This is a genomic window from Pseudomonas sp. PvP009 (assembly GCF_017832995.1).
GTDB lineage: Bacteria > Pseudomonadota > Gammaproteobacteria > Pseudomonadales > Pseudomonadaceae > Aquipseudomonas > Aquipseudomonas syringae.
On sequence record NZ_JAFIBG010000001.1, the window covers coordinates 4,459,544 to 4,483,688 of the forward strand.

22 protein-coding genes are annotated in these 24,145 nt (G+C 60.1%); 11 read left to right on the forward strand and 11 right to left on the reverse strand.

The window, feature by feature from the left end:
• The first annotated feature begins 7 nt into the window (after positions 1 to 7).
• From gcvP to JOE29_RS19205, 3 genes are all read left to right on the forward strand, one after another.
• Positions 8 to 2,872 carry an aminomethyl-transferring glycine dehydrogenase gene (gene gcvP / locus JOE29_RS19195; RefSeq protein ID WP_103363033.1) on the forward strand — a complete coding sequence of 955 codons (2,865 nt, stop codon included), beginning with the start codon at positions 8 to 10 and terminating at the stop codon, positions 2,870 to 2,872.
• An 82-nt stretch (positions 2,873 to 2,954) separates the two neighbouring features.
• The gene (gene gcvT, locus JOE29_RS19200) at positions 2,955 to 4,079 is read left to right on the forward strand and encodes a glycine cleavage system aminomethyltransferase GcvT (RefSeq protein WP_103363032.1); all 1,125 of its coding nucleotides are present in this window, start codon (positions 2,955 to 2,957) and stop codon (positions 4,077 to 4,079) included.
• Positions 4,080 to 4,489: 410 nt separating this feature from the next.
• The gene (locus JOE29_RS19205; RefSeq protein ID WP_003316897.1) at positions 4,490 to 4,702 is read left to right on the forward strand and encodes a cold-shock protein; all 213 of its coding nucleotides are present in this window, start codon (positions 4,490 to 4,492) and stop codon (positions 4,700 to 4,702) included.
• A gap of 139 nt (positions 4,703 to 4,841) precedes the next feature.
• Here JOE29_RS19205 and lptG read toward each other — a convergent pair whose 3' ends face one another.
• Complete coding sequence (gene lptG / locus JOE29_RS19210; protein WP_003316898.1) at positions 4,842 to 5,903, reverse strand: LPS export ABC transporter permease LptG; 1,062 nt, start codon at positions 5,901 to 5,903, stop codon at positions 4,842 to 4,844.
• Positions 5,890 to 7,017: an LPS export ABC transporter permease LptF gene (gene lptF, locus JOE29_RS19215; RefSeq protein ID WP_003316899.1), complete on the reverse strand. Its 1,128-nt coding sequence runs from the start codon at positions 7,015 to 7,017 to the stop codon at positions 5,890 to 5,892. The genes lptG and lptF overlap by 14 nt, the downstream gene beginning before the upstream one ends.
• 319 nt (positions 7,018 to 7,336) lie before the next feature.
• Here lptF and JOE29_RS19220 point away from each other — a divergent pair, with 319 nt between their 5' ends.
• From JOE29_RS19220 to rlmF, 5 genes are all read left to right on the forward strand, one after another.
• Entirely contained in the window at positions 7,337 to 8,827 is a 1,491-nt protein-coding gene (locus tag JOE29_RS19220; protein WP_003316900.1) for a leucyl aminopeptidase, read from the forward strand.
• A 57-nt stretch (positions 8,828 to 8,884) separates the two neighbouring features.
• A complete protein-coding gene (locus tag JOE29_RS19225) occupies positions 8,885 to 9,313 on the forward strand; it encodes a DNA polymerase III subunit chi (protein ID WP_002552284.1) in 429 nt (142 codons plus the stop codon).
• Positions 9,314 to 9,320: 7 nt separating this feature from the next.
• Entirely contained in the window at positions 9,321 to 9,755 is a 435-nt protein-coding gene (locus JOE29_RS19230; RefSeq protein ID WP_074996593.1) for a DNA polymerase III subunit chi, read from the forward strand.
• Between the two features lie 224 nt (positions 9,756 to 9,979).
• Positions 9,980 to 12,826, forward strand: coding sequence for a valine--tRNA ligase (locus tag JOE29_RS19235; protein ID WP_044311911.1), 2,847 nt, complete (start codon positions 9,980 to 9,982; stop codon positions 12,824 to 12,826).
• A 157-nt stretch (positions 12,827 to 12,983) separates the two neighbouring features.
• Positions 12,984 to 13,970, forward strand: a complete 987-nt coding sequence (gene rlmF, locus JOE29_RS19240) for a 23S rRNA (adenine(1618)-N(6))-methyltransferase RlmF (protein ID WP_003421787.1) — start codon at positions 12,984 to 12,986, stop codon at positions 13,968 to 13,970.
• Between the two features lie 186 nt (positions 13,971 to 14,156).
• Here rlmF and JOE29_RS19245 read toward each other — a convergent pair whose 3' ends face one another.
• Positions 14,157 to 14,438 (reverse strand): HU family DNA-binding protein, encoded by a 282-nt coding sequence (locus JOE29_RS19245; protein ID WP_002552279.1) that lies wholly within the window; start codon positions 14,436 to 14,438, stop codon positions 14,157 to 14,159.
• Between the two features lie 393 nt (positions 14,439 to 14,831).
• On the opposite strand from JOE29_RS19245, the gene yejK reads away from it, so the two are divergent.
• Together yejK and JOE29_RS19255 are read left to right on the forward strand one after the other, a co-directional pair.
• On the forward strand, positions 14,832 to 15,833 hold the full coding sequence (gene yejK / locus JOE29_RS19250) for a nucleoid-associated protein YejK (RefSeq protein ID WP_024662369.1): 1,002 nt from the start codon (positions 14,832 to 14,834) through the stop codon (positions 15,831 to 15,833).
• A gap of 5 nt (positions 15,834 to 15,838) precedes the next feature.
• Complete coding sequence (locus tag JOE29_RS19255; protein ID WP_044311912.1) at positions 15,839 to 16,189, forward strand: glutaredoxin family protein; 351 nt, start codon at positions 15,839 to 15,841, stop codon at positions 16,187 to 16,189.
• 61 nt (positions 16,190 to 16,250) lie between these two features.
• On the opposite strand, the gene JOE29_RS19260 is transcribed toward JOE29_RS19255, so the two are convergent.
• The 4 genes from JOE29_RS19260 to JOE29_RS19275 all read right to left on the reverse strand — a co-directional run bounded on the left by JOE29_RS19260 (position 16,251) and on the right by JOE29_RS19275 (position 18,605).
• A complete protein-coding gene (locus JOE29_RS19260) occupies positions 16,251 to 17,183 on the reverse strand; it encodes a glutathione S-transferase family protein (RefSeq protein WP_044311913.1) in 933 nt (310 codons plus the stop codon).
• A 64-nt stretch (positions 17,184 to 17,247) separates the two neighbouring features.
• Positions 17,248 to 17,589 (reverse strand): GIY-YIG nuclease family protein, encoded by a 342-nt coding sequence (locus tag JOE29_RS19265; protein ID WP_210079772.1) that lies wholly within the window; start codon positions 17,587 to 17,589, stop codon positions 17,248 to 17,250.
• On the reverse strand, positions 17,582 to 18,073 hold the full coding sequence (locus tag JOE29_RS19270) for a nuclear transport factor 2 family protein (protein WP_057406421.1): 492 nt from the start codon (positions 18,071 to 18,073) through the stop codon (positions 17,582 to 17,584). Before JOE29_RS19270 ends, JOE29_RS19265 begins: the two co-directional genes overlap by 8 nt.
• Before the next feature lie 88 nt (positions 18,074 to 18,161).
• Positions 18,162 to 18,605 carry a helix-turn-helix domain-containing protein gene (locus tag JOE29_RS19275; RefSeq protein ID WP_003421782.1) on the reverse strand — a complete coding sequence of 148 codons (444 nt, stop codon included), beginning with the start codon at positions 18,603 to 18,605 and terminating at the stop codon, positions 18,162 to 18,164.
• A 48-nt stretch (positions 18,606 to 18,653) separates the two neighbouring features.
• Between JOE29_RS19275 and JOE29_RS19280 the strand changes: the two genes are divergently transcribed.
• A complete protein-coding gene (locus JOE29_RS19280; protein ID WP_057406422.1) occupies positions 18,654 to 19,592 on the forward strand; it encodes an aromatic alcohol reductase in 939 nt (312 codons plus the stop codon).
• A gap of 42 nt (positions 19,593 to 19,634) precedes the next feature.
• Here the strand turns inward: JOE29_RS19280 and JOE29_RS19285 are convergent, their stop codons facing one another.
• The 4 genes from JOE29_RS19285 to JOE29_RS19300 form a co-directional block, all read right to left on the reverse strand.
• Positions 19,635 to 20,864 carry a CynX/NimT family MFS transporter gene (locus tag JOE29_RS19285; RefSeq protein ID WP_058445775.1) on the reverse strand — a complete coding sequence of 410 codons (1,230 nt, stop codon included), beginning with the start codon at positions 20,862 to 20,864 and terminating at the stop codon, positions 19,635 to 19,637.
• A 167-nt stretch (positions 20,865 to 21,031) separates the two neighbouring features.
• A complete protein-coding gene (locus JOE29_RS19290) occupies positions 21,032 to 21,796 on the reverse strand; it encodes an amino acid ABC transporter ATP-binding protein (protein ID WP_003408905.1) in 765 nt (254 codons plus the stop codon).
• A 10-nt stretch (positions 21,797 to 21,806) separates the two neighbouring features.
• A complete protein-coding gene (locus JOE29_RS19295) occupies positions 21,807 to 22,904 on the reverse strand; it encodes an amino acid ABC transporter permease (protein WP_004402865.1) in 1,098 nt (365 codons plus the stop codon).
• A 10-nt stretch (positions 22,905 to 22,914) separates the two neighbouring features.
• Positions 22,915 to 24,096: an amino acid ABC transporter permease gene (locus JOE29_RS19300; protein WP_074996596.1), complete on the reverse strand. Its 1,182-nt coding sequence runs from the start codon at positions 24,094 to 24,096 to the stop codon at positions 22,915 to 22,917.
• Positions 24,097 to 24,145 lie beyond the last annotated feature (49 nt).

Genomic DNA, 24,145 nt, shown 5'->3' on the forward strand with positions numbered 1-24,145 from the left:
GCACGCCATGACTGACCGTATTGAACTGACCACTGCCAACGAATTCATTGCCCGGCACATTGGCCCGCGTGCGGCCGACGAGCAGGCCATGCTGCAAACGCTGGGTTTCGATTCCATTGATGCGCTGAGCGAAAGTGTCATTCCGGAAAGCATCAAGGGCACCAGCGTTCTGAACCTGCCTGCCGGGCAGAGCGAAGCCGATGCGCTGGCGTCCATCAAGGCGATCGCCAGCAAGAACCAGTTGTTCAAGACCTACATCGGCCAGGGTTACTACAACACCCATACGCCAGCACCGATCCTGCGCAACCTGCTGGAAAACCCGGCCTGGTACACCGCTTACACACCCTATCAGCCAGAGATTTCCCAGGGCCGCCTGGAATCACTGCTCAATTTCCAGACACTGATCAGCGACCTCACCGGCCTGCCGATTGCCAACGCCTCTCTGCTCGACGAAGCCACCGCAGCCGCGGAGGCAATGACCTTTTGCAAACGCTTGAGCAAAAACAAGGCTAGCCAGCAGTTTTTCGCGTCCAGCCATTGCCACCCGCAGACCCTGGATGTGTTGCGTACTCGCGCCGAGCCGTTGGGCATCACCGTGGTCGTGGCCGATGAGCACGAGCTGGGCGATGTCAGCGATTACTTCGGCGCGCTGCTGCAATACCCGGCCAGCAATGGTGACGTGTTCGATTACCGCGAACTGGTCGAACGCTTCCACGCGGCCAATGCACTGGTCGCCGTGGCTGCCGACCTGCTGGCCCTGACCCTGCTGACCCCGCCAGGCGAGTTCGGCGCTGACGTGGCAATCGGTAGCGCCCAGCGCTTTGGTGTGCCGCTGGGCTTCGGTGGCCCGCATGCGGCCTACTTCTCGACCCGCGATGCGTTCAAGCGTGACATGCCGGGCCGTCTGGTCGGCGTGTCGGTGGACCGTCACGGCAAGCAGGCCCTGCGCCTGGCCATGCAGACCCGCGAACAGCATATTCGTCGCGAGAAGGCCACCAGCAACATCTGCACTGCACAGGTGCTGCTGGCCAACATCGCCAGCATGTACGCGGTCTACCATGGTCCGCGCGGCCTTACACAGATCGCCAAGCGCGTTCACCACCTGACCGCGATTCTTGCCGAAGGCCTGAGCACGCTGGGCCTGAAGGCCGAGCAGGCATTTTTCTTCGACAGCCTGACCCTGCACACCGGCGGCAGAACCGCTGCACTGCATGCCGCCGCACGCGCCAGGCACATCAACCTGCGCGAAATCGATGACCAGCGTCTGGGTCTGTCCCTGGACGAGACCACCTCGCAGTCGGCAGTCGAAACCCTGTGGGCGATCTTCGCTGGCGAAGGCCAGAGCCTGCCGGACTTCGCCGCGCTGGCAGACAGCGTGCAGTCGCGCCTGCCGGCCGGGCTGCTGCGTCAGACGCCGATCCTCAGTCACCCGGTGTTCAACCGCTATCACTCGGAAACCGAGCTGATGCGCTACCTGCGCAAGCTGGCCGACAAGGACCTGGCGCTGGATCGCACCATGATTCCGCTGGGCTCGTGCACCATGAAGCTCAACGCGGCCAGCGAAATGATCCCGGTGACCTGGGCCGAATTCGGCAACCTGCACCCGTTTGCTCCGGCCGAGCAAAGCTCTGGTTACCAGCAACTGACCGATGAGCTGGAGGCCATGCTCTGTGCCGCCACCGGTTACGACGCGATCTCGCTGCAGCCGAACGCCGGCTCGCAGGGTGAATACGCCGGTCTGCTGGCTATCCGCGCCTATCACCAGAGCCGTGGCGACGAACATCGCGACATCTGCCTGATCCCTTCCTCGGCGCACGGCACCAACCCGGCGACCGCCAATATGGCCGGTATGCGCGTCGTGGTGACCGCGTGTGATGCACGCGGCAACGTCGACATCGAAGACCTGCGCGCCAAGGCCGTTCAGCATCGGGACCAGCTGGCGGCGATCATGATCACCTACCCGTCGACCCACGGCGTGTTCGAAGAAGGCATTCGCGAAATCTGCGGCATCGTTCATGACAACGGTGGCCAGGTCTACATCGATGGCGCAAACATGAACGCCATGGTTGGTCTCTGCGCACCGGGCAAGTTCGGCGGCGACGTGTCGCACCTCAACCTGCACAAGACCTTCTGCATCCCCCACGGCGGTGGCGGCCCGGGCGTTGGCCCGATCGGCGTGAAATCACATCTCGCCCCGTTCATGCCCGGCCATGCCCGCATGGAGCGCAAGGAAGGCGCAGTCTGCGCAGCACCGTTCGGCAGCGCCAGCATTCTGCCCATTACCTGGATGTACATCCGCATGATGGGCGGTGAAGGCCTCAAACGCGCTTCGCAGCTGGCGATTCTCAATGCCAACTACATCTCGCGCCGTCTGGAGGAGCATTACCCGGTGCTCTACACCGGCAGCAACGGCCTGGTCGCCCACGAGTGCATCCTCGACCTGCGCCCGATCAAGGACAGCAGCGGCATCAGCGTCGACGACGTGGCCAAGCGCCTGATCGACTTCGGCTTCCATGCCCCGACCATGTCGTTCCCGGTCGCCGGGACGCTGATGATCGAGCCGACCGAGAGTGAGTCCAGAGAAGAACTGGATCGCTTCTGCGATGCCATGATCAAGATCCGCGAGGAAATTCGCGCGGTTGAAAACGGCACCCTGGACAAGGATGACAACCCGCTGAAAAACGCGCCGCACACCGCTGCCGAAATCGTCGGCCAGTGGAGCCATCCTTACAGCCGCGAACAGGCGGTGTACCCGGTCGATTCGTTGATCGAGAACAAGTACTGGCCTCCGGTCGGTCGTGTCGACAACGTCTTCGGCGACCGCAATCTGGTCTGCGCCTGCCCGTCCATCGAGAACTATCAGGAAGCGTGACAGCCCCCGCCTGGCATTGCCTGATCGCGCTGCGCGCACAGGTAATGCCCATTGGCACGGCCCGCTCAACAAGGAATCGAACATGTCCACAGAATCACTTCTGACCACTCCCCTGCACGCCCTGCACCGCGAACTCGGCGCGAAGATGGTGCCCTTCGCCGGTTACGACATGCCTGTTCAATACCCGGCTGGAGTAATGAAAGAGCACCTGCACACCCGCGCTCAGGCCGGTCTGTTCGATGTCTCGCACATGGGCCAGATTCGCCTCACCGGTGCAGACGCCGCCAAGGCCCTGGAAGCCCTGGTGCCGGTGGACATCATTGACCTGCCGGTCGGGATGCAGCGTTACGCGATGTTCACCGATGAGAACGGCGGCATTCTCGATGACCTGATGGTTGCCAATCTCGGCAACGACCAGTTGATGCTGGTGGTCAACGCAGCCTGCAAGGATCAGGACCTGGCGCACTTGTGCAAGCACCTGGCCGGGCATTGCAAGATCGAACCGCTGTTTGAAGAACGCGCCCTGCTCGCGCTGCAAGGGCCGGCCGCTGTGACCGTGCTGGCACGCCTCGCCCCGGAAGTCGCCAAAATGACTTTCATGCAGTTCGCCAGCGTTACGCTGCTCGGCGTCAAATGCTACGTCAGTCGCTCGGGCTATACCGGCGAAGACGGCTATGAAATTTCAGTACCTGCCGAACAGGCTGAGGCCTTGGCGCGCCGCCTGCTGGAAGAGCCGGAAGTGGCACCGATCGGCCTGGGCGCACGTGATTCGCTGCGACTGGAAGCCGGTCTGTGCCTGTACGGCCATGATATGGACACGCAGACCTCGCCGATCGAGGCCAGCCTGTTATGGGCCATTTCCAAAGTGCGTCGTGCCGACGGTGCGCGTGCAGGCGGCTTTCCTGGAGCCGAGCGAATCTTTGCCCAGCAACAGAACGGCGTTAGCAAGAAGCGAGTCGGCCTGCTCCCCCAAGAGCGCACGCCCGTGCGTGAAGGTACAGAGATCGTCGATGAACAAGGCACTGTTATTGGTACGGTATGCAGCGGCGGTTTTGGCCCTTCGCTGGCTGGCCCGCTGGCCATGGGTTATCTGCCTAACGATTACACGGCGCTGAACACACCTGTGTGGGCGTTGGTGCGCGGCAAGAGAGTGCCCATGCTCGTCGCAAAAATGCCTTTCGTTGCGCAACGTTACTTCCGCGGTTAAATAGCGGCGTCAAAAAAACAGCAACACTTCGTTGTTGCTGTAGCACTGTTCCCCGCAGTGTTTCGTCAATGTTTCACCCGCATGAACAGCCTGTCATATATGCCAAAAATGCACCTATAAAGTGCAAAATGTTATGACAGATCGAACACCGTGCACGCTGCGCAAACACTGCGTTTATCAGGCCAAAGCCCCGGAAACAGGGTACCAGGCAAGGGGGTTGTATTTGTAACGGGACTTGGCGTAGAGTTTCCGAACTGTGTTTGCATGGGTCGCTGAATCTGGACCTGGGCAGTAGCTCAAGGTTTGCTACAACCCGTTCTACGTTTCTTACTTCCTGCAACCAGCCCCAGTGCTCTTTCATGTGAAAGAGGCTGTAACCAATTCAAGTCAAGCGTCAAGGAAATAAGAAAATGGCTGAACGTCAGAGCGGTACCGTCAAGTGGTTCAACGACGAAAAAGGTTTTGGTTTTATCACTCCTGAGAGCGGGCCGGATCTGTTCGTACACTTCCGCGCCATTCAGGGTAACGGCTTCAAGAGCCTGAAAGAAGGTCAGAAAGTTACCTTCATTGCGGTGCAAGGCCAGAAAGGCATGCAGGCTGACGAAGTTCAAGCCGAAGGCTGATAACGACGCACCTACGCAAATACAAGAAAGCCTCTGGCAGCGATGCCAGGGGCTTTTTTGCATGCGGGATTTTCAGGGCTAAGAAAGCGCCCATGAAAAAGCCGACCCGGGGGTCGGCTTTTTCAGTCCTGCCGGTGCATTACCCGGCACGGCGTAACAGAAGTATCCCGGCCAGCGCACAGGCTGCGGCAGGCAGCAGCACTGCCAGCAACGGCGGGAAGCCGAACAGCAGGCTCGATGGGCCGAGCAGGTCCTGAATGATGCGGAAAGTAAAGCCCACCACTACACCGGTGAACACGCGCTGCCCCAGCGTAACCGAGCGCAGCGGGCCGAAGATGAACGAGATTGCCATCAGCACCAACGCGACGGTCACCGCCGGTTGCAGGACCTTGGTCCAGAACGCCAGCCAGTAGCGGCCATTGCTCAAGCCCTGATCAGCCAGGTAATGCGCGTAACTCCAGAGGCCGCTGATGGACAGCGACTCCGGCGGCATGATCACCGTGCTCAGCAGCTGCGGGCTCAATGCCACGTCCCAGCGCTCTACCGGCGTATTGACGACCTCGGTGCTGCCGTCATTGAAGTGCGTGGTGGCGACGTCCTTCAATTCCCAGTAATCGGTCTTGAAGTGGGCCTCTTTGGCAAAGCTGGACGTCAGCATGTGGCGCTGGTCGTCGAAACGATAACGCGTCACACCGAGCATCAGGCCATTGGGCTGCACCGTGTTGATGTGGATGAATTCATCGCCCTGGCGGTGCCATAGACCATGGCGGGCGCTCTGCGCATCACCTGAGCCCTGAGCCAGCGATCGCGCAGCCTGAGCCTGGTTCTCGGCATAGGGAGCAACGTACTCGCCGACCAGCACGCCTGCGATCATCAGCACCAGCATGGGCTTCATGACCGCCCAGACGATGCGCCCGATGGACACGCCCGCCGCTCGCATGATGGTCAGCTCGCTGCTGCTGGCCAGCGTGCCCAGACCGATCAGGCAACCGATCAGGGCGGCCATCGGCAAAGTGTCGTAGACGCGACGTGGCGCCGTCAGCATGACGTAGCTGAGGGCATCCGCCAGCGTGTAGGTGTCGCTGATATCGCCCATCTCGTCGATGAATGCGAACAGCGAGACCAGCCCCAGAATGATGCCCAGAACGGCGAGAATCGCCAGCAGGACGCTTTTGCCAATGTATCGATCAAGCTTGACCACGAGTCACCTCCGTGACGCTGCGACGACTCGCCATCTTCAGACGCAGAGGCTCCCAATAGAACAACAGCAGGCCGATGGACAGGTAGATGGCATGCACCCACCACATCCCCAGGCTGAGTGGCAACTTGCCTTTCTCCAGCGAACTGCGCACCGAAATCAGAATGGCCAGGTACGACATATAAAGCAGGATCGCCGGCAGCAGTTTCAGATAACGACCCTGGCGCGGATTGACCCGTGACAGCGGAATGGCCATCAAGGTCACGATGAACACCGACAGCGGCAGCGAAATACGCCACTGCAACTCGGCCACTGAACGCGGGGCCGGGTTGCCGATCAGTTCGCTGGTCGGAATGGCTTCACGGTCGGTGATTTCTTCGCTGATTTCCGGCTTGGGCAGCATCGCCCCATAGGTGTCGTACTTGATCACGCGATAGTCGGCCGCCCCCGGATTACCGTCATAGCGATAGCCGTTCTCGAGGATCAGGAAGCGACTGCCATTGGGCCGGACCTCCTGATGGCCCTTCTCCGCGACCAGCACGGTGATGCCGTTGTCCTTGCTCTTGTCGCTGGACATGCGCTTTTCCGAGATGAACACACCGGCCAGTTGCGAGCGGTCTTCCGACAGCTCCTTGGTATAGGTGATACGCGTACCGTCACGCAGCGCCTGAAAACGGCCCGGCACCAGCGTGTCGAACTCGGTCATGGCGTCCTGCTGATTGATCAGCAGCGAAAACTGCGTAGCGCCCTGCGGAGCCAGGCTGAAGCTCAACCAGGCAACCAGCAGCCCGACCAGCGTGGCCGGCCCCATGGTGATGGCCAGCAGACGCTGCTGACTCATGCCGGTTGCGGCCAGCACGGTCATCTCGCTTTCCAGGTACAGGCGCCCGTACGCCATGAGGATGCCGAGGAACAGGCCCAGCGGCAGAATCACCTGCAGAAAGCCCGGCAGACGGAAGCCCATGATCAGAAACAGCACGCCAGGATCGAGCGCACCGGACGCAGCCTGCGCCAGGTACTTGATAAAGCGCCCGCTCATGATGAAGACCAGCAGTACGGCGCTGACCGCACTCAAGGTAAGCAGCACTTCTCGGGACAGATAACGGAAGACAATCAAACCAGACACTCCAGAGTTGTCAGGCTCAGGCAGCCAAACAGGGAAAATTTGTGAGCCACGGCAACCAGAGCTTCACGCCGAAAAAAGGCGTGGGCCTCAAAAAATATGCGGCATTATCCTGTGAATGTGTGTTTCTGTCACTGCGCACCGGGGATAGTTCGCACATAGACGCCAGACAGGCAGCTCTGCGGGGTTGTCAGCAGTCGTGCAGCGGGGTCAAACTGCAAGGCTTAGCGCAGGCATCGCCCCTGAAAACACTCAGGCCATGCCGCGTACGACATTCATATTGCGACTCTCATCGTCTATTCGGGGACCCCACATGGAATTGGTTGTTAAAAGCGTAAGCCCAGAAACCTTGAAAACCGCAACGCTGGTGGTCACCGTCGGTGAAAGCCGTGTATTGGCCGGTGCTGCCAGGACTGTGGATATCCTCAGCGGCGGAGCCGTTTCGCTGATCCTCAAGCGCGGCGATCTGGCCGGCAAGGTCGGCCAGAGCCTGCTGTTGCACAACCTGCCCAACATCAAGGCCGAGCGCGTCCTGCTGGTCGGCACTGGCAAGGAAGACGAGCTGTCGGACCGTCAGTTGAAAAAAATCGTCGGCGCAGCGCTCACCTGCCTCAAGGGCCTGGGCGGCACCGATGCAGCGATTGCGCTCGATGACCTCTCGGTGAAAAACCGCGACACCTATGGCATGGCTCGCCTGCTGGTCGAAGCCCTGGCCGACGGCGAATACGTCTTCGACCGCTTCAAGACCCAGAAAGCCGACGTTCGCGCCCTGAAGAAAATCACCCTGCTGACCGACAAGATCAAGGCGGCTGACGTCGAACGCGCTTCGACTCACGCTCAGGCAATCGCCACCGGCATGGCGCTGACCCGCGACCTCGGCAATCTGCCGCCGAACATCTGCCACCCGACCTACCTGGGCGAAGAAGCCAAGGCGCTGGGCAAGGCCCACAAGAACCTGAAAGTGGAAGTCCACGACGAGAAGAAACTGGCCGACCTGGGCATGGGTTCTTTCCTCGCGGTAGCACAGGGCAGCGCCCAGCCGCCGCGCCTCATCGTCATGAACTACCAGGGTGGCAAAAAAGGCGACCAGCCTTTTGTGCTGGTCGGTAAAGGCATCACCTTCGACACCGGCGGCATCAGCATCAAGCCTGCCTCGGGCATGGACGAGATGAAGTTCGACATGTGCGGCGCAGCCAGCGTGTTCGGCACCCTGCGTGCAGTCCTCGAATTGAAGCTGCCGATCAATCTGGTATGCATTCTGGCCTGTGCCGAAAACATGCCGAGCGGCACCGCGACACGTCCAGGCGACATCGTCACGACCATGAGCGGCCAGACCGTCGAAATCCTCAACACCGACGCCGAAGGCCGTCTGGTGCTGTGCGATGCACTGACCTACGCCGAGCGCTTCAAACCGCAGGCGGTCATCGATATCGCAACCCTGACCGGCGCCTGCGTCGTTGCACTGGGCGGTCATACCTCCGGCCTGCTGGGCAACAACGACGCGCTGATCAATCAGTTGCTCGACGCGGGCAAACAGGCCGATGACCGTGCCTGGCAGCTGCCGTTGTTCGATGAGTACCAGGAGCAGCTCGACAGCCCGTTCGCCGACATCGCCAACATCGGTGGCCCGAAAGGCGGCACCATCACCGCAGCCTGCTTCCTGTCGCGCTTCACCAAGGCCTACCACTGGGCTCACCTGGACATCGCCGGCACTGCATGGCTGAGCGGCGGCAAGGAAAAAGGCGCCACCGGACGTCCTGTTCCGCTGCTGACCCAATACCTGCTCGACCGCGCCGGCGTATAAAAAGAGACCCTGGCGTATCGGCAGCACAGTCGATACGCCTCCGGTTCTGGAACCCACATGACTCAAGTCGACTTCTACATTTTGCCCAGCGCCGATCCTGCGGCCCGCCTGGACTTTGCCTGCAAGCTGACGGAAAAGGCCTGGCGCCTGGGTCACAAGGTCTATCTGCATTGCAGCGATGCTGCGCAGCGTGAGGACCTCGATGCCCGGCTCTGGCGTTTCAGAGGCGAAGTATTTCTACCCCATGGCGACGCCGAAAGCGATCACGATGCTGCCGTGGTACTGGGCCTGGGCGACGACTCGGGCGAACACAGCGACCTGCTGGTCAACCTCGACCTGAGCATTCCGGCCTTCTTCAAACGCTTCGCCCGCGTGGCCGAAGTCGTTGTCGAAGACCCGGCGATACGTCTTGCCGCACGCGAGAGTTTCCGCTCCTACCGCGAACAGGGCTATCCTCCGCAAGATCACCGACTGCAGCGCCTTTGAGGACACGATGGATACTTCAAAAAAAGCTGAATCCGCGCATTTGCTGAACGACCTTGAGTCGATCCGCCAATTGCTCGGCGATGACCCCGCACATTCTCCCCAGTCGAACGACGGCGCTCGTCCCGAAGGGCAGATTCCCCTGTTGTTCGATGTCGTCGGCGCTCGCCCCGACGCGGCGTATCAACAGGACTTCGACGAAGACGACATCCCGACGCTGACACCTGATGCCCATACAGCGCCCGCCCTGCAGGTGCAGCAGGCAGATCAGCCACAAGCGCTGCCCAACCCTGATGCGCTGCTGCATCTGGACAGCGAATTGCGTGCAGCCGCGCAATTGATCATGCAGGACGTCATCGACGACTTCGCCCCGCATATCGAAAACGAGATCAAGCGCCGGCTGGAGGCAAGGCTGGAGCGGTTATTGGCGCAGCAGCAGAAGTGAAGTTTCTGACTCGGGACCTGCACCTCGGGTAACTGGATATTTTGTCGGCACGTATCTAGCTGCGAGCGTATCAGAGCCGCCAGCCGACCCTCGGAACACTCGCCGCCTACTGACAGAACTACCAGCTTGAAGCTTGAAGCTCACAGCTACTCCTGTGGCTTGTCGCTGGTCGTCAGGTCTATACTTACCGGTTTCCGAATCAATGCCACAGGTTCCCGCCGCGCATGGACAAGACTTACCAGCCGCACGCCATCGAAACTTCCTGGTACCAGACCTGGGAGTCCGAGAACTACTTCGCTCCGCAAGGCGTGGGTGACTCGTACACCATCATGATCCCGCCGCCGAACGTCACCGGCAGCCTGCACATGGGCCACGGTTTCAATAACGCGATCATGGATGCACTGATCCGTTTCCGTCGCATGCAGGGCCGCAATACGCTGTGGCAACCGGGCACCGACCACGCGGGTATCGCCACGCAGATGCTGGTCGAGCGTCGTCTCGAAGCGCAAGGCGTAAGCCGTCATGAACTGGGCCGCGAGAAGTTTCTGGACAAGATCTGGGAATGGAAAGCCGAGTCCGGCGGCAACATCAGCCGTCAGATCCGCCGCCTGGGCTCGTCCGTCGACTGGAGCCGCGAGCGCTTCACCATGGACGACGGCCTGTCCGAAGCGGTCAAGGAAGCTTTCGTGCGCCTGCATGAAGACGGCCTGATCTACCGTGGTAAGCGTCTGGTCAACTGGGACACCAAGCTGCACACCGCTATTTCTGATCTCGAAGTGGAGAACCACGACGAGAAGGGTCATTTGTGGAACCTGCGTTATCCACTGGCTGACGGCGCAAAGACCGCTGAAGGTCTGGATTACCTGATCGTAGCCACCACCCGCCCGGAAACCATGCTCGGTGATGCCGCGGTTGCGGTGAACCCGCAGGACGAGCGCTACAAGGCGCTGATCGGCAAGTTCGTCGAGTTGCCTCTGGTAGGCCGCCTTATCCCGATCATCGCGGATGATTACTGCGATCCCGAGTTCGGCACCGGCTGCGTGAAAATCACCCCGGCCCACGATTTCAACGACTATGAAGTCGGCAAACGCCACAACCTGCCACTGCTGAACATCTTCGACAAAAATGCCAACGTGCTGCCTGCCGCTCAGGTGTTCAACCTCGATGGCACGCTGAACGAAAGCGTCGACGGCAGCCTGCCTGCAGCCTATGCCGGGCTGGACCGCTTCGAAGCGCGCAAGCAGATCGTTGCCGCGTTCGACGCCGCCGGGTTGCTGGTCAGCGTTGATGATCACGCACTGAAGGTGCCGAAAGGCGACCGTTCCGGCACCATCATCGAACCGTGGCTGACCGATCAGTGGTACGTCTCCACCAAGCCGCTGGCCGAGCCTGCAATTGCCGCTGTCGAAGACGGCCGCATCGCGTTCGTGCCCAAGCAATACGAAAACATGTACTTCTCGTGGATGCGCGACATCCAGGACTGGTGCATCAGCCGTCAGCTCTGGTGGGGCCACCGCATTCCTGCGTGGTACGACGAGTCCGGCAAGGTCTACGTCGGCCGCGACGAAGCCGAAGTCCGTGCCAAGAACAAGCTGGGGCCGGAAGTCGCGCTGCAGCAGGACAATGACGTACTGGACACCTGGTTCAGCTCGGGCCTGTGGACCTTCTCCACGCTCGGCTGGCCGGAAAAGACCAAGGCACTGGAAACCTTCCACTCCACCGACGTGCTGGTCACCGGCTTCGACATCATTTTCTTCTGGGTCGCGCGGATGATCATGCTCACCATGCACCTGGTGAAGAATGAGGACGGCACGCCGCAAGTCCCGTTCAAGACTGTCTATGTGCATGGTCTGGTGCGCGATGGCCAGGGCCAGAAGATGTCCAAGTCCAAGGGCAACGTGCTTGACCCGCTGGACATCGTCGACGGTATCGACCTCGAAACGCTGGTAGAGAAACGCACCAGTGGCCTGATGCAGCCACAACTGGCGAAAAAGATCGAGAAGCAGACCCGCCAGGAGTTCGCCGACGGCATCGCCAGCTACGGCACCGACGCCCTGCGCTTTACCTTCTGCTCGCTGGCATCCACCGGTCGCGACATCAAGTTCGACATGGGCCGCGTCGAAGGCTACCGCAACTTCTGCAACAAGATCTGGAACGCAGCGCGCTACGTGCTGGACAAGGGCGAAGACTGCGGTCAGAACGGCGAAGCGGTCGAACTGTCGCTGGCTGATCGCTGGATCATCTCGCAGTTGCAACGCACCGAAGCCGAAGTGACCCGCCAGCTGGACCAGTTCCGCTTCGACCTCGCCGCCCAGGCGTTGTACGAGTTCATCTGGAACCAGTATTGCGACTGGTATCTGGAGCTGTCCAAACCCGTACTCTGGGACGAAACAGCGCCGGTCGAGCGTCAGCGCGGCACACGCCGCACGCTGGTTCGCGTTCTGGAAGTCGCGTTGCGTCTTGCGCACCCGTTCATGCCGTTCATCACCGAAGAAATCTGGCAGCGCCTCGCGCCGCTGGCCGGTGCGCAAGGCAAAACCATCATGCTGCAACCCTGGCCGGTGGCCAATGAAGCGCGCATCGATCAGGCCGCCGAAGACGACATCGAATGGCTCAAGGGCCTGATGCTCGCCGTGCGTAACATACGTGGCGAGATGAACATCGGTCCGGGCAAGCCGCTGCAACTGTTCCTCAAAAACGTCAGCGCCGAAGATCAGCGTCGTTTGAGCGAAAACGATTACCTGCTCAAGAAGCTCGCCAAGCTCGAATCCATGACCGTACTGACCGAAGGCGCAGAAGCACCGCTGTCCGCCACCGCGCTGGTCGGTGACATGGAAGTGCTGGTGCCGATGGCCGGGTTGATCGACAAAGGGGCCGAGCTGGCGCGCCTGGACAAGGAAATCCAGCGCCTGCAAGGCGAAGTGCAACGCGTCGGCGGCAAGCTGTCCAACGCCGCCTTCGTCGACAAGGCACCGCCTGAAGTCATCGCCAAGGAACGCGCCAAGCTGACCGAAGCCGAACAGGCGCTGGGCAAGCTGGCCGAGCAACACGCACGCATCGCCAGCCTGTAAGGTGGCCAGAAAAGCCAGCCCGATCATGGGCTGGCTTTTTGTTATCTGAACTTCTGTACTGACTTATTCGCGAGCAACGCGTACTACGCCAAAGGCGACGCTGCGCTTGCTCGCGAATAAGCCAGGCAACTCAACCTCACGGCTGACAATCGAATCCATGACCGATACCCGCAAACCACCGCGCAAGAAGCCTCAGCGGCCAGCCAAACCTGCTGCGCCGCGTGAAAAGGCCACCTTGCACCCGCGCAATCGGCATCAGGGCCAGTACGACTTTGCGAAGCTGATCAAATCCAGCCCCGAGCTGGCAGCGTTCGTGATCCTCAATCCTTACGGCAAGGAAAGCATCGACTTCGCCAATCCGCAGGCGGTACGGGTGTTCAACCGCGCGCTGCTCAAAGCGTTCTATGGCATCGCCCATTGGGACATTCCGGCCGATTACCTGTGCCCGCCGATTCCGGGGCGTGCGGACTATCTGCACTTCCTTGCCGACCTGCTGGCCGAAGATAACGAAGGCGTGATACCACGCGGCGCCTCCATCAAGGCGCTGGACATCGGCACTGGCGCCAATTGCATCTACCCGTTGCTGGGGCATAGCGACTATGGCTGGCAGTTCGTGGGTTCGGACATCGACAGCACCGCCATCGCCGCAGCCACTACGATTGTGAAGGCTAACGGCCTTAGCAAGGCCATCAGCGTGCGCCAGCAGGGCAATCGCAAGCAAATCCTGCTCGGGCTGCTCGACAGCAGCGAACGCTTCCACGTCAGCCTCTGCAACCCGCCCTTCCATGCCTCGCTGGAAGAAGCGCAGCGTGGCAGCCAGCGCAAGTGGCGCGCGTTGGGCAAGGCTGATCCCAAGCGCAAGCTGCCGGTGCTCAATTTCGGCGGCCAGTCACAAGAGTTGTGGTGCGACGGCGGCGAGATCGGCTTCGTGACCCAACTGATCCAGGAAAGCGCCTTGCTGCCGAGCCAGGTGGCATGGTTCAGCACACTGGTGTCCAAGGCCTCCAACCTGCCGCCGATCCAGAGCGCCCTGAAAAAAGCCGGCGTGCTTGAAGTGAAGGTGGTGGAAATGGGCCAAGGCCAGAAGCAAAGCCGTTTTGTGGCCTGGACGTTTCTCGACAAGGCTCAACGCGCACAGTTTTGACTGGCATGCTGCGGACGCTCGGCGTCCGGTCCAGAGTATGCAGTGCGGCTCAGCCATGTGCCGCACAGCGTCACGAACGGCATTCCCACGCGGAGCGTGAGAAACGATAGCATCCGCAAACCAAGCGCCCACAAAAAAGCCGTGCCCGGTTAACCGGTGCACGGCTTTTTCACAGCAAGCGGTTGCTTACTTGTTGATCGAGTCGGTCAGCACTTTGGCTGGAACGAACTTGATAACTTTCTTGGCAGCGATTTCGATGGCAGCGCCAGTCGAAGGGTTGCGGCCAGTGCGAGCTGGACGCTCTGCAACTTTCAGTTTGCCGATACCTGGCAAAGTGATTTCCACGCCGTTTTCCAATTGGTCGGCAACAATTTGGCCCAATTGCTCAAGAGCATTACGCGCGGTGGTTTTTGGCGCGTCGATAGCTTCAGCGATATCGGCGATCAATTGGTCTTTAGTAAGAGCCATGGTGGTGTTCCTTCCCTATCAAATTCATTTGGATTGCAGAGCGCAACGTCGGCCCGTGGCCAGGCAATGAACCTGGCCACCCGCTAGCAGCCACGATTAATCGCGAAAGTGTAGATACTGAAACCGGGTAATGGTTCGACCTACGTGTGCGCTAACTGCACGCTTGACGCGCTAAGTGCGCAAGACCGGGCAAAACTAGCACAGAGCCGGGCAAATATCCGCCTCTACCTATCCTTTTGGTCAGGTTTTAATGCTAATTGCACAAAAAACACCCAGCAAACACTCGCTGCTGGCGAAAACCAGCCCGTCCGGGGCCATCAGGCGCATGCGTGCGTTACACTGGGCATCTTGCAACGAGCTGCACGCTCTTCACCTTTTTCAGCCGAGAAGCCCATGCCGATCCGTCACTGCATCGTCCACCTGATCGAGAAGAAACCCGACGGTACGCCCGCTGTTCTCCATGCACGCGACTCCGAACTCGCTGAGTCCCAGGCCATCGAGAACATGCTGGCCGACCTCAACGAAAGCTACAACGCCAAACAGGGCAAGGCATGGGGCCTGTTCCATCCCGAGTCCGGCGCGCACCCTTTCAGCGGCTGGCTCAAAGAATATATCGACGGTGGCAGCGACTTCACCGCGTTCTCGAGGGTGGCTGTCGAGCATCTGCAAAAGCTCATGGAAGAATCCAATCTGTCAGTGGGTGGCCACGTGCTGTTCGCCCATTATCAGCAAGGCATGACCGACTACCTGGCCATCGCCCTGCTGCACCACAGCGAAGGCGTGGCAGTGAATGCCGAGCTGGACGTGACGCCGTCCCGACACCTGGACCTTGGCCAGTTGCACCTCGCCGCCCGGATCAATATTTCCGAATGGCAGAACAACAAGCAGTCCAAGCAATACATCTCGTTCATCAAGGGCAAGAACGGCAAGAAGGTTTCCGAGTACTTCCGCGACTTCATCGGTTGCCAGGAAGGCGTGGATGGGCCCGGCGAAACCCGTACCCTGCTCAAGGCGTTCAGTGATTTCGTGGAAAGCGAAGACCTGCCGGAAGAATCGGCCCGCGAGAAGACCAAGACCCTGGTCGACTACGCCAGCAGTCAGAGCAAGATGGGCGAACCGATGGGCCTGGAGGAGCTGTCCGAACTCATCGACGAAGATCGTCCGCGCGCCTTCTATGATCACATTCGCAACAAGGATTACGGCCTGTCTCCGGAAATACCGGCGGATAAGCGCACCCTCAACCAGTTCCGCCGCTTCACCGGCCGCGCCGAAGGCCTGTCGATCAGTTTTGAAGCGCACCTGCTGGGCGACAAGATCGAATACGACGAAACCGCCGGCACCCTGATCATCAAAGGGCTGCCGACGCAGCTGACCGACCAGTTGAAGCGACGGTAACCGACATGCTGCTGCGCACCCTGAAGAAGTTTGCCCTGATCATGCTGGTGGTGGTGATTTATCAAAACTGGGGCAGGATCGAGAACGTCATCAACCCGCCCCCGGCAGACGTCGCACAGAGCTACAGCCAGGCAAAAGTGGTGATGTACGCCACCGACTGGTGCGGCTATTGCAAGCAGACCCGGCGTTTTCTGGACAGCAAGGGGATTGCGTATCAGGAGTTCGACATCGAGAAGTCGGAAGAAGGCCGCAAGGCGTATGAAGCGCTGGGCGGCAGAGGCATCCCGCTGATCGACGTCAACGGCACGCTGATCCGGGGGTTTGACCCGGATCAGATACTGGCGGCATTGAAGTAGCCCGCCAGACTATCGTGCCAATGCTCTGCGTCGTCCGTGCGACGTAGAGCATCGTTGAACCTCAGCGCTTCTCGATCCGATAACCCATTCTCGGGAAATGTACGTGTACGACGCCTGCACGCTCGTCCTCGCGACGCAGGATCAGCTCTTCGCGGCCGCTAAATACCAGCTCGCCCTCAACTGCTTCGACGCCATAGTCGACTGCAGAAACCGCGACCTTTTCACCCACCTTGAAGCCATTTGGATCGACGAGAGCTTCAGCGGGCAATGGCGCAGGCGTAGCGTTTCTGGCGATTTCGATGGCCTCTGCCGAGCTCAGGTCGCTGAACGTGCCATGACCAAAACCCAGAACGCGATCGAGCCAGGCCCTGACACTCGGATAATCATCAACAAAGGGTGCGGTGACCGGCGTCTGCTTGAGAAACCACAATGTGTGCGCGACCGAGAAATCGGCAATCGACGGTACGCCGAACAGGAAGTCACCGCCGTGCGAGAGTTGCAGCTCCAGGCGCGACATCAGCGTAGGCCATTGGTGTTTGACCTGTTCCACGGGCGGGCGCGACGCAGTGCCGCCGTTGAACAGCGTCGAACGGTCAGCCACGAACGCCTTGGCGGCGTCTGGCGGCACCTTGGCAAAGCGCACAGCCATTGATTCTGGCTGAAACACCAGGCTCACGGCATGCATGAACAACACCGAATCGGCCCAGGCGGCCAGGCCGGCAACCGTAAATTCCTGCCCCTTTGGGTAAAACGCTGGCGACGCTTTTTCCTGCTCCAGACGCCGAGCCATGAGCGCCGTGTCACAGTAGATATCCGCACCGGCCTGCAATACCGGAGTCCTGCGGTAGCCACCCGTCAATGCAGTCAGGTCAGGCTTGGGCATGATCGAAGGGATAGTCACCGAACGCCACGCAAGGCCTTTGAAACCCAGCATCAGACGCGCTTTTTCGGCGAACAGCGACGTGGGGTAGTGGTGAAGGATCAACTCGGACATGTTCAGCCTCTGTGCACGTGGGAAAAATACAGCTTAACCCGCACCACCCTGCCCGCACACAGCCTCAAACTGATGGGACGGCATCACGCTCATGGATCGATGACATTGCGTAGCTGGCAGCCAACGCCTCTTTGGCGCTTTTTCTGAGCTTCTTGATCAGCCGCTCGTGGCGTAACGCCTCGCCCTTGCTGGGCCATTGTTCAACGTAGACCAGCGCCATCGCCGGACTCGAAGAGAAAAAGCGCGCGCCCTTGCCACTCTGGTGCGCAGCGAATCGACGCTGCGGATCATCACTGATGCCACAGTACAGCGAGCCGTTGGCAGCGCGCACCAGATAGACAAACCAGGGTTTGCCGGCCACCTGTTCGGCAGTCGACGCACTCGAAGTGCTGACGACCTCAGGCACGGCGGCTCTCTGAAAAGGTTTTCAGCCCCTTGAGCGCCTGAGCCCTCACGGCATTGCGCACCAAAGGCGTCCAGCCAAGCAACAGGCCCTTCAAACCCAGGGCCTGACGCGACCAGCGCCACATATCGAACTGATCACGATGCTCGCAGATCTTGCCATCACGAAACACAAAGCGAGCCTGAATATCGTTCACCACCGTGCGCCCGGTCTGACTGAACAGATACGTCGCCACCCAGTGTGCACTGCCAGTCTGGTCATCGGCCCGCACCTGATCGAAGACCACCGAGAAATTCTTTGCCCGGGAAGTCAGCATGCGCCACATATCGCCGACCTGAGTGCCGCGCAACTCACCAAAGGCAGGGTCGCTGAACAGTACGTCATCGGTATAGCAGGCACTCATCGCCTCGGCATCGAGCTGCGCGAATGCCTCGTAAAAGCGCGTGATCAGTGCGCTGTTGGCCTGACTTTGTTCTTCGTAGTTCATGCGTGCACATCCCTTGGCGAATTATCCGTGCACGATAAGCGGCGCTGCGGAAAATGGCGAGGGGTTGATGGCGCATCAGCCATCACTTTTACCTGTCCAGATAACGATTTCGCGCCGCACTGAACGCCTCCGAATTTTCAATCACCCAAGTCCACAGCGGAATCATTTGTACCAGCAGCCCCATGCCCAGGTCGGTCAACGAATATTCCACCCTGAGCGGCTTCTCATGGTAGTCGTGGCGGGTGATCAGCCCGTCCTGCTCAAGCTGGCGCAAGGTATGAGTGAGCATGCGCTGGGTGACACCGTGCAGCTTTCGGCGCAATTCGGCATGGCGCAAAGGGCTGCTGACGCCAAGAGCATGTACCACGCCCAGTGACCATCGGTTACCGGCGTGGCCGAGAATATCGCGCTTGAGACCATCCTCATCATCGCTGAGCGCAGCACAGGCCGCTTCGGAGCGTCTGACCACTTCCTGCGCGTCCAGCCCGCCCGGTATCACCGATGTGCCTACTTTTTGTATGTCGACAGGCATGCCAGCATCTCTCCCGCCTGAATTGAAAGGCTGTCCAAAGGGGTCACCATGCAAGCCGATAACGCAAACGTCAAACAACGCATTCTGGTAATAGGTGCAGGAGAGCTTGGGCTCGCTGTGTTGCGAGGGCTGGTCGAGAAAGCCGGGGCACATGGCTTGAGCATTGCCGTGCTGCTACGCCAGAGCAGCTTGAGTACTCAGACGCCTGCCAAGCGTGTGGAAATCGAAGAAGTCCGCGCGCTGGACATTGCCATCGAAACAGCCGATCTGGCCGATGCCACCGTGGACGAACTTGCCGCTGTCATGGCGCGCTACGACACGGTAATCAGTTGTGTGGGGTTTGCCGCTGGCCGGGGCACTCAACGCAAACTGACGGATGCGGCGCTCAAGGCCGGCATAAAACGCTACCTGCCCTGGCAGTTCGGCGTTGACTACGACCTTATCGGCCGGGGCAGCCCTCAGGATCTGTTCGATGAGCAACTCGATGTGCGGGAAAAGCTGCGCGCCCAGCAGCGCACCGAATGGGTGATCGTTTCGACCGGCATGTTTACAAGCTTCCTGTTCGAGCCAGCGTTCGGTGTCGTCGATCTGCAAGGCGGGCGGATCAATGCGCTGGGCAGCCTCGATACTGCCGTCACAGTCACCACCGCACAGGACATTGGCAGGCTGACTGCCGCCATCGTGATGCACGAGCCGCGCATCGTGAATCAGGTGGTGTACACCGCTGGCGACACATTGACCTACGCCGGGCTGGCCGATGTTGTGGAGCGTGTGACGGGGCGCGACATCGAGCGGCACGTATGGAGTGTTGCGCAGTTGCAGGCCGAGCTGACGGAAATGCCGGATGACAATCTGCGCAAATACCGGGCAGTCTTTGCCATGGGCCGAGGCGTGGCATGGGACGTCGCCAGTACCTACAACGCGAAATCAGGGCTGAGCGTCACCCGTGCCGAACAATGGGCACTGGCCAATCTGACTCAGACCTGAAGCAGCTCAAGCCTGGTCCGAATGACCAACAATCATCGAAAATCAAACCTTCTCGCTACTGACCTGCACCTGCAGCGCCCGACCGGCGCCCATGCCCGCGATGATGGCGCCCAGCCCGAGCACCGCGAAGATCCAGCCGATCGCGCTCCAGCTGCCGGTCATGTCATGCACCACGCCCACGGCAAACGGGCCGGTCGAGGCGATGGTGTAGCCAACGCCTTGCGCCATGCTCGACAGGTTGGCGGCGACATGTGAGTCGCGCGAGCGCAGGACGATCAAGGCCAGCGCCAGACTGAACGTGCCGCCCTGCCCGACCCCCAGCAGAATCGCCCAGCCCCACAGCCCGCCAAGCGGCGCGTACAGGCAGCCGAACAGACCGGTCAGGGTCAGCGACATGACCAGCATGATCGCCAGGCGCTGATCCTTGCCGCGTGTGGCCAGATAAGGCACCGCCAGCGCGCTGATGACCTGCGCGATGATCGAGCCGGACAACAGCAGACCGGCCTGGGTCGGCGTCAGGCCGCGACCGATGAGGATCGACGGCAACCAGCCGAAGACGATGTACGACAGCGACGACTGCAGGCCCATGTACAGCGTGACCTGCCAGGCCAGCGGGTCACGCAGCAGACCGCGGACCCGGTAGACATCGCGATGCGTGCCATGCACTTCACGCGCCTGCGGAAACCATAATGCGGCGGCAATCAGTGCCGGAACCAGCCAGAAACCCAGGCCAATCTGCCAACTGCCACCGACGTACTGACTCAGCGGCACCGTCGAACCGGCTGCAATCGCCGCGCCCAGGCACAAGGCCATGGTATAGACACCGGTCATGGCTCCGGCCTTGTGCGGGAAATCACGTTTGACGATACCCGGCAGCAACACGCCGATGATCCCGATGCTGGCACCCGCCAGCAGGCTGCCGGCAAACAGCCCGACCTGACCGAACAGGCTGCGCACTGCCAGGCCTGCGGCCAGTGTCAGAAGCACCACCATAACCACCCGTTCACTGCCAAACCGGCGGGCAAGGATCGGTGCCAGCGGCGCAAACAGGCCCAGACACAGGACCGGCAAGGTGGTCAGCAGTCCGGCTTCGGCAGCGGACATGCCCAGGCTGTCGGACACCGTGTCAAGCAGTGGCGCGATGCTGGACAGCGCCGGGCGCAGGTTGAGGGCGACCAGCACCAGGCCCAGCAGCAACAGCCAGGGGCGCTTCAAAGCGGAATGAGGTTGATCGGTATTCGGTTGGGGGCTGGGTTGAGCCTTGGCAGTCATCAGTTTCTCGGTCATCAGGTGTGTCGACCCTTTTCAGGGGGGCGGTATCCTGTTGGAGAATCATCGCGAATACAAGGTTCAGCTCAATTGCATACAACCCGCACCGCGACGGCCGGCACAAAAAAACCGGGCACATGGCCCGGTTTCCTTGTTCAGCAGAAGCCCACTCAGTGAATGATCTGACTGAGGAACAGCTTGGTACGGTCGCTCTGCGGGTTATCGAAGAAGTCGTTCGGCGCAGCCTGTTCGACGATTTCGCCCTTGTCCATGAAGATCACCCGGTTTGCCACGGTACGGGCAAAGCCCATTTCGTGGGTCACGCACAACATGGTCATGCCTTCTTCAGCCAGGCCCACCATGGTGTCGAGCACTTCCTTGACCATTTCCGGATCAAGGGCCGACGTCGGTTCATCGAACAGCATGATTTTCGGCTTCATGCACAAGGCACGGGCGATCGCCACACGCTGCTGCTGACCACCGGAAAGCTGACCCGGAAACTTGTGGGCCTGCTCCGGAATCCGCACACGCTCCAGATAGTGCATGGCGATTTCTTCGGCTTTCTTCTTCGGCATCTTGCGCACCCACATCGGTGCCAAGGTGCAGTTCTGCAGGATGGTCAGGTGCGGGAACAGGTTGAAGTGCTGAAACACCATGCCCACTTCGCGGCGGATGGTCTCGATTTGCTTGAGGTCCGAGGTCAGTTCGGTGCCATCGACAATGATGCGACCCTGCTGGTGCTCTTCCAGACGGTTGAGGCAGCGAATGGTAGTCGACTTGCCCGAGCCCGACGGGCCGCACAGCACGATACGTTCACCCTGGCGCACATTCAGGTTGATGTCCTTGAGTACATGGAACTGGCCGTACCACTTGTGTACGCCCTCCATGCGGATCATGCCTTCAGCGCCCAGAGGCTTATTGATAACTTCACTCATCACAAAACTCCTAACGCTTGTGGCCTGTGTCCAGCTTACGTTCCAAATGCATGGAATAGCGGGACATACCGAAACAGAAGATCCAGAACACCAGGGCCGCGAAGACGTAGCCTTCAGTGGCCATACCCAGCCATGCCGGGTCGGCGGTAGCCTGCTTGACGCTGTTGAGCAGGTCGAACAGGCCGATAATGATCACCAGGCTGGTGTCTTTGAACAAGGCAATGAACGTGTTGACGATGCCGGGAATGACCATCTTCAACGCCTGCGGCAGGATCACCAGCCCCATGCTGCGCCAGTAACCCAGGCCCATGGCCGAGGCTGCTTCGTACTGGCCCTTGGGAATAGCCTGCATGCCGCCACGGACTACTTCAGCAATGTAAGCGGACTGGAACAGGATGACGCCGATCAGCGCACGCAGCAGCTTGTCGAAGTTCATGCCCTCTGGCATGAACAGCGGCAGCATCACCGACGACATGAACAGTACGGTGATCAGCGGCACGCCGCGCCAGAACTCGATGAACGTCACGCATACCACACGCACGGCCGGCATATTGGAACGACGACCGAGCGCCAGCAGGATACCCAGCGGCAACGCACCGACGATACCCACGGTGGCGATCACCAGAGTCAGCATCAGACCGCCCCACTGGCTGGTCGGTACGTTGGTCAGACCGAACGCACCGCCATGCAGCAGGTAGAACGCGACAACCGGGTAAATCACCAGGAAGGCAATACCGTAGACAGCCTTGCGCGGAAACTTCGAAATGAACAGCGGCGCAGCACCGACGATCGCCAGAATGGCGGTCAGGTCGACCCTCCAGCGCAGTTCATTGGGGAAGTAGCCGTACATGAACTGACCGAAGCGCTGCTCGATGAACACCCAGCAGGCGCCCGCTTTGGTGCAGTCTGCCTTGGTCGTGCCGATCCAGTTGGCGTCCAGCAGGGACCAACTGATGATCGGCGGCACGACCAGATAGATCAGGTACAGCGAGAACAGGGTCAGCAGGGTATTGATCCAGCTGGAGAACAGGTTCTGCCGCATCCACGCTACCGGGCCGAACACTTTGCCCGGTGGTGGCATATCAGGTTTGAAAGTATGAGTTGTCATGCGCTTTTCCTCACCGCTCGATCAGCGCAATGCGCTTGTTGTACCAGTTCATCAGCAGGGAAATGCTGATACTGATCGCCAGGTACACGCTCATGGTGATGGCAATGACTTCAATGGCCTGCCCGGTCTGGTTGAGCACCGTACCGGCAAACAGGGAAACCATTTCCGGGTAGCCGATGGCGGCTGCCAGCGAAGAGTTCTTCGCCAGGTTCAGGAACTGACTGGTCAGCGGCGGAATGATCACGCGCAGCGCCTGCGGGATGATCACCTTGCGCAGCGTCGGCCCAGGGCGCAGGCCCAATGAGCGAGCAGCTTCGGTCTGGCCATGGCTGACCGACTTGATGCCGGAGCGCACGATTTCGGCGATGAACGCCGCCGTATAGATAGTCAGTGCCAGGGTCAGGGAGATCAGTTCAGGGATCAGCACCCAGCCGCCCGAGAAGTTGAAGCCCTTCAGTTGTGGCAGTTCCCAATGCACCGGGCTGCCGAAGATCAGCACGCTCAGGCCAGGGATGACCAGCAGCAACGCCAGGCCGACCCAAAACTTGTGAAACGGCTGGCCGGTGGCTTCGAAGCGCTTGTTGGCCCAGCGCACCATCATGACGATGACGATCACGGCAACAACGAGACTGACCAGGAATGCCCAGGCGCCTTCGGCAGGCAATGCTCTGGGCATGTTGAGCCCGCGGCTGCTGACGAAGAACATGTCCAGATAGCCATGCGCCTGACGCGGACCAGGCAGCGTGAGGAATACGGCGGTGTACCAGAAAAGGATCTGCAGCAATGGCGGAATGTTGCGGAAGACTTCGACATACACGGTGGCCAGCTTGCTGATCATCCAGTTCGGAGACAGGCGAGCGACACCAATGACAAAGCCCAGCAAGGTCGCCAGGACAATACCGATAACCGACACCAGCAAAGTATTCAGCAGACCGATAACGAACACACGGGCATAGCTGTCCGCTTCGCTGTAGTCGATCAGGTGCTGAGCGATACCGAAACCGGCACTGTTCTCAAGAAAACCGAAACCCGAGGTGATACCACGGTGTTGCAGGTTGGTCTGGGTGTTATCGAAGATAAACCAGCCCAACGCGATCACCGCCACGACAGTGATGATCTGAAATAACCACGCGCGCACTTTCGGATCGCTCAGAGAGAGCTTTTGCTTGGGTGCGACGATTTGCTTTTCCATGAAATGCCCCAGGAAAAATCCAACAGAACAACGCCCGACAGGCTGGGAA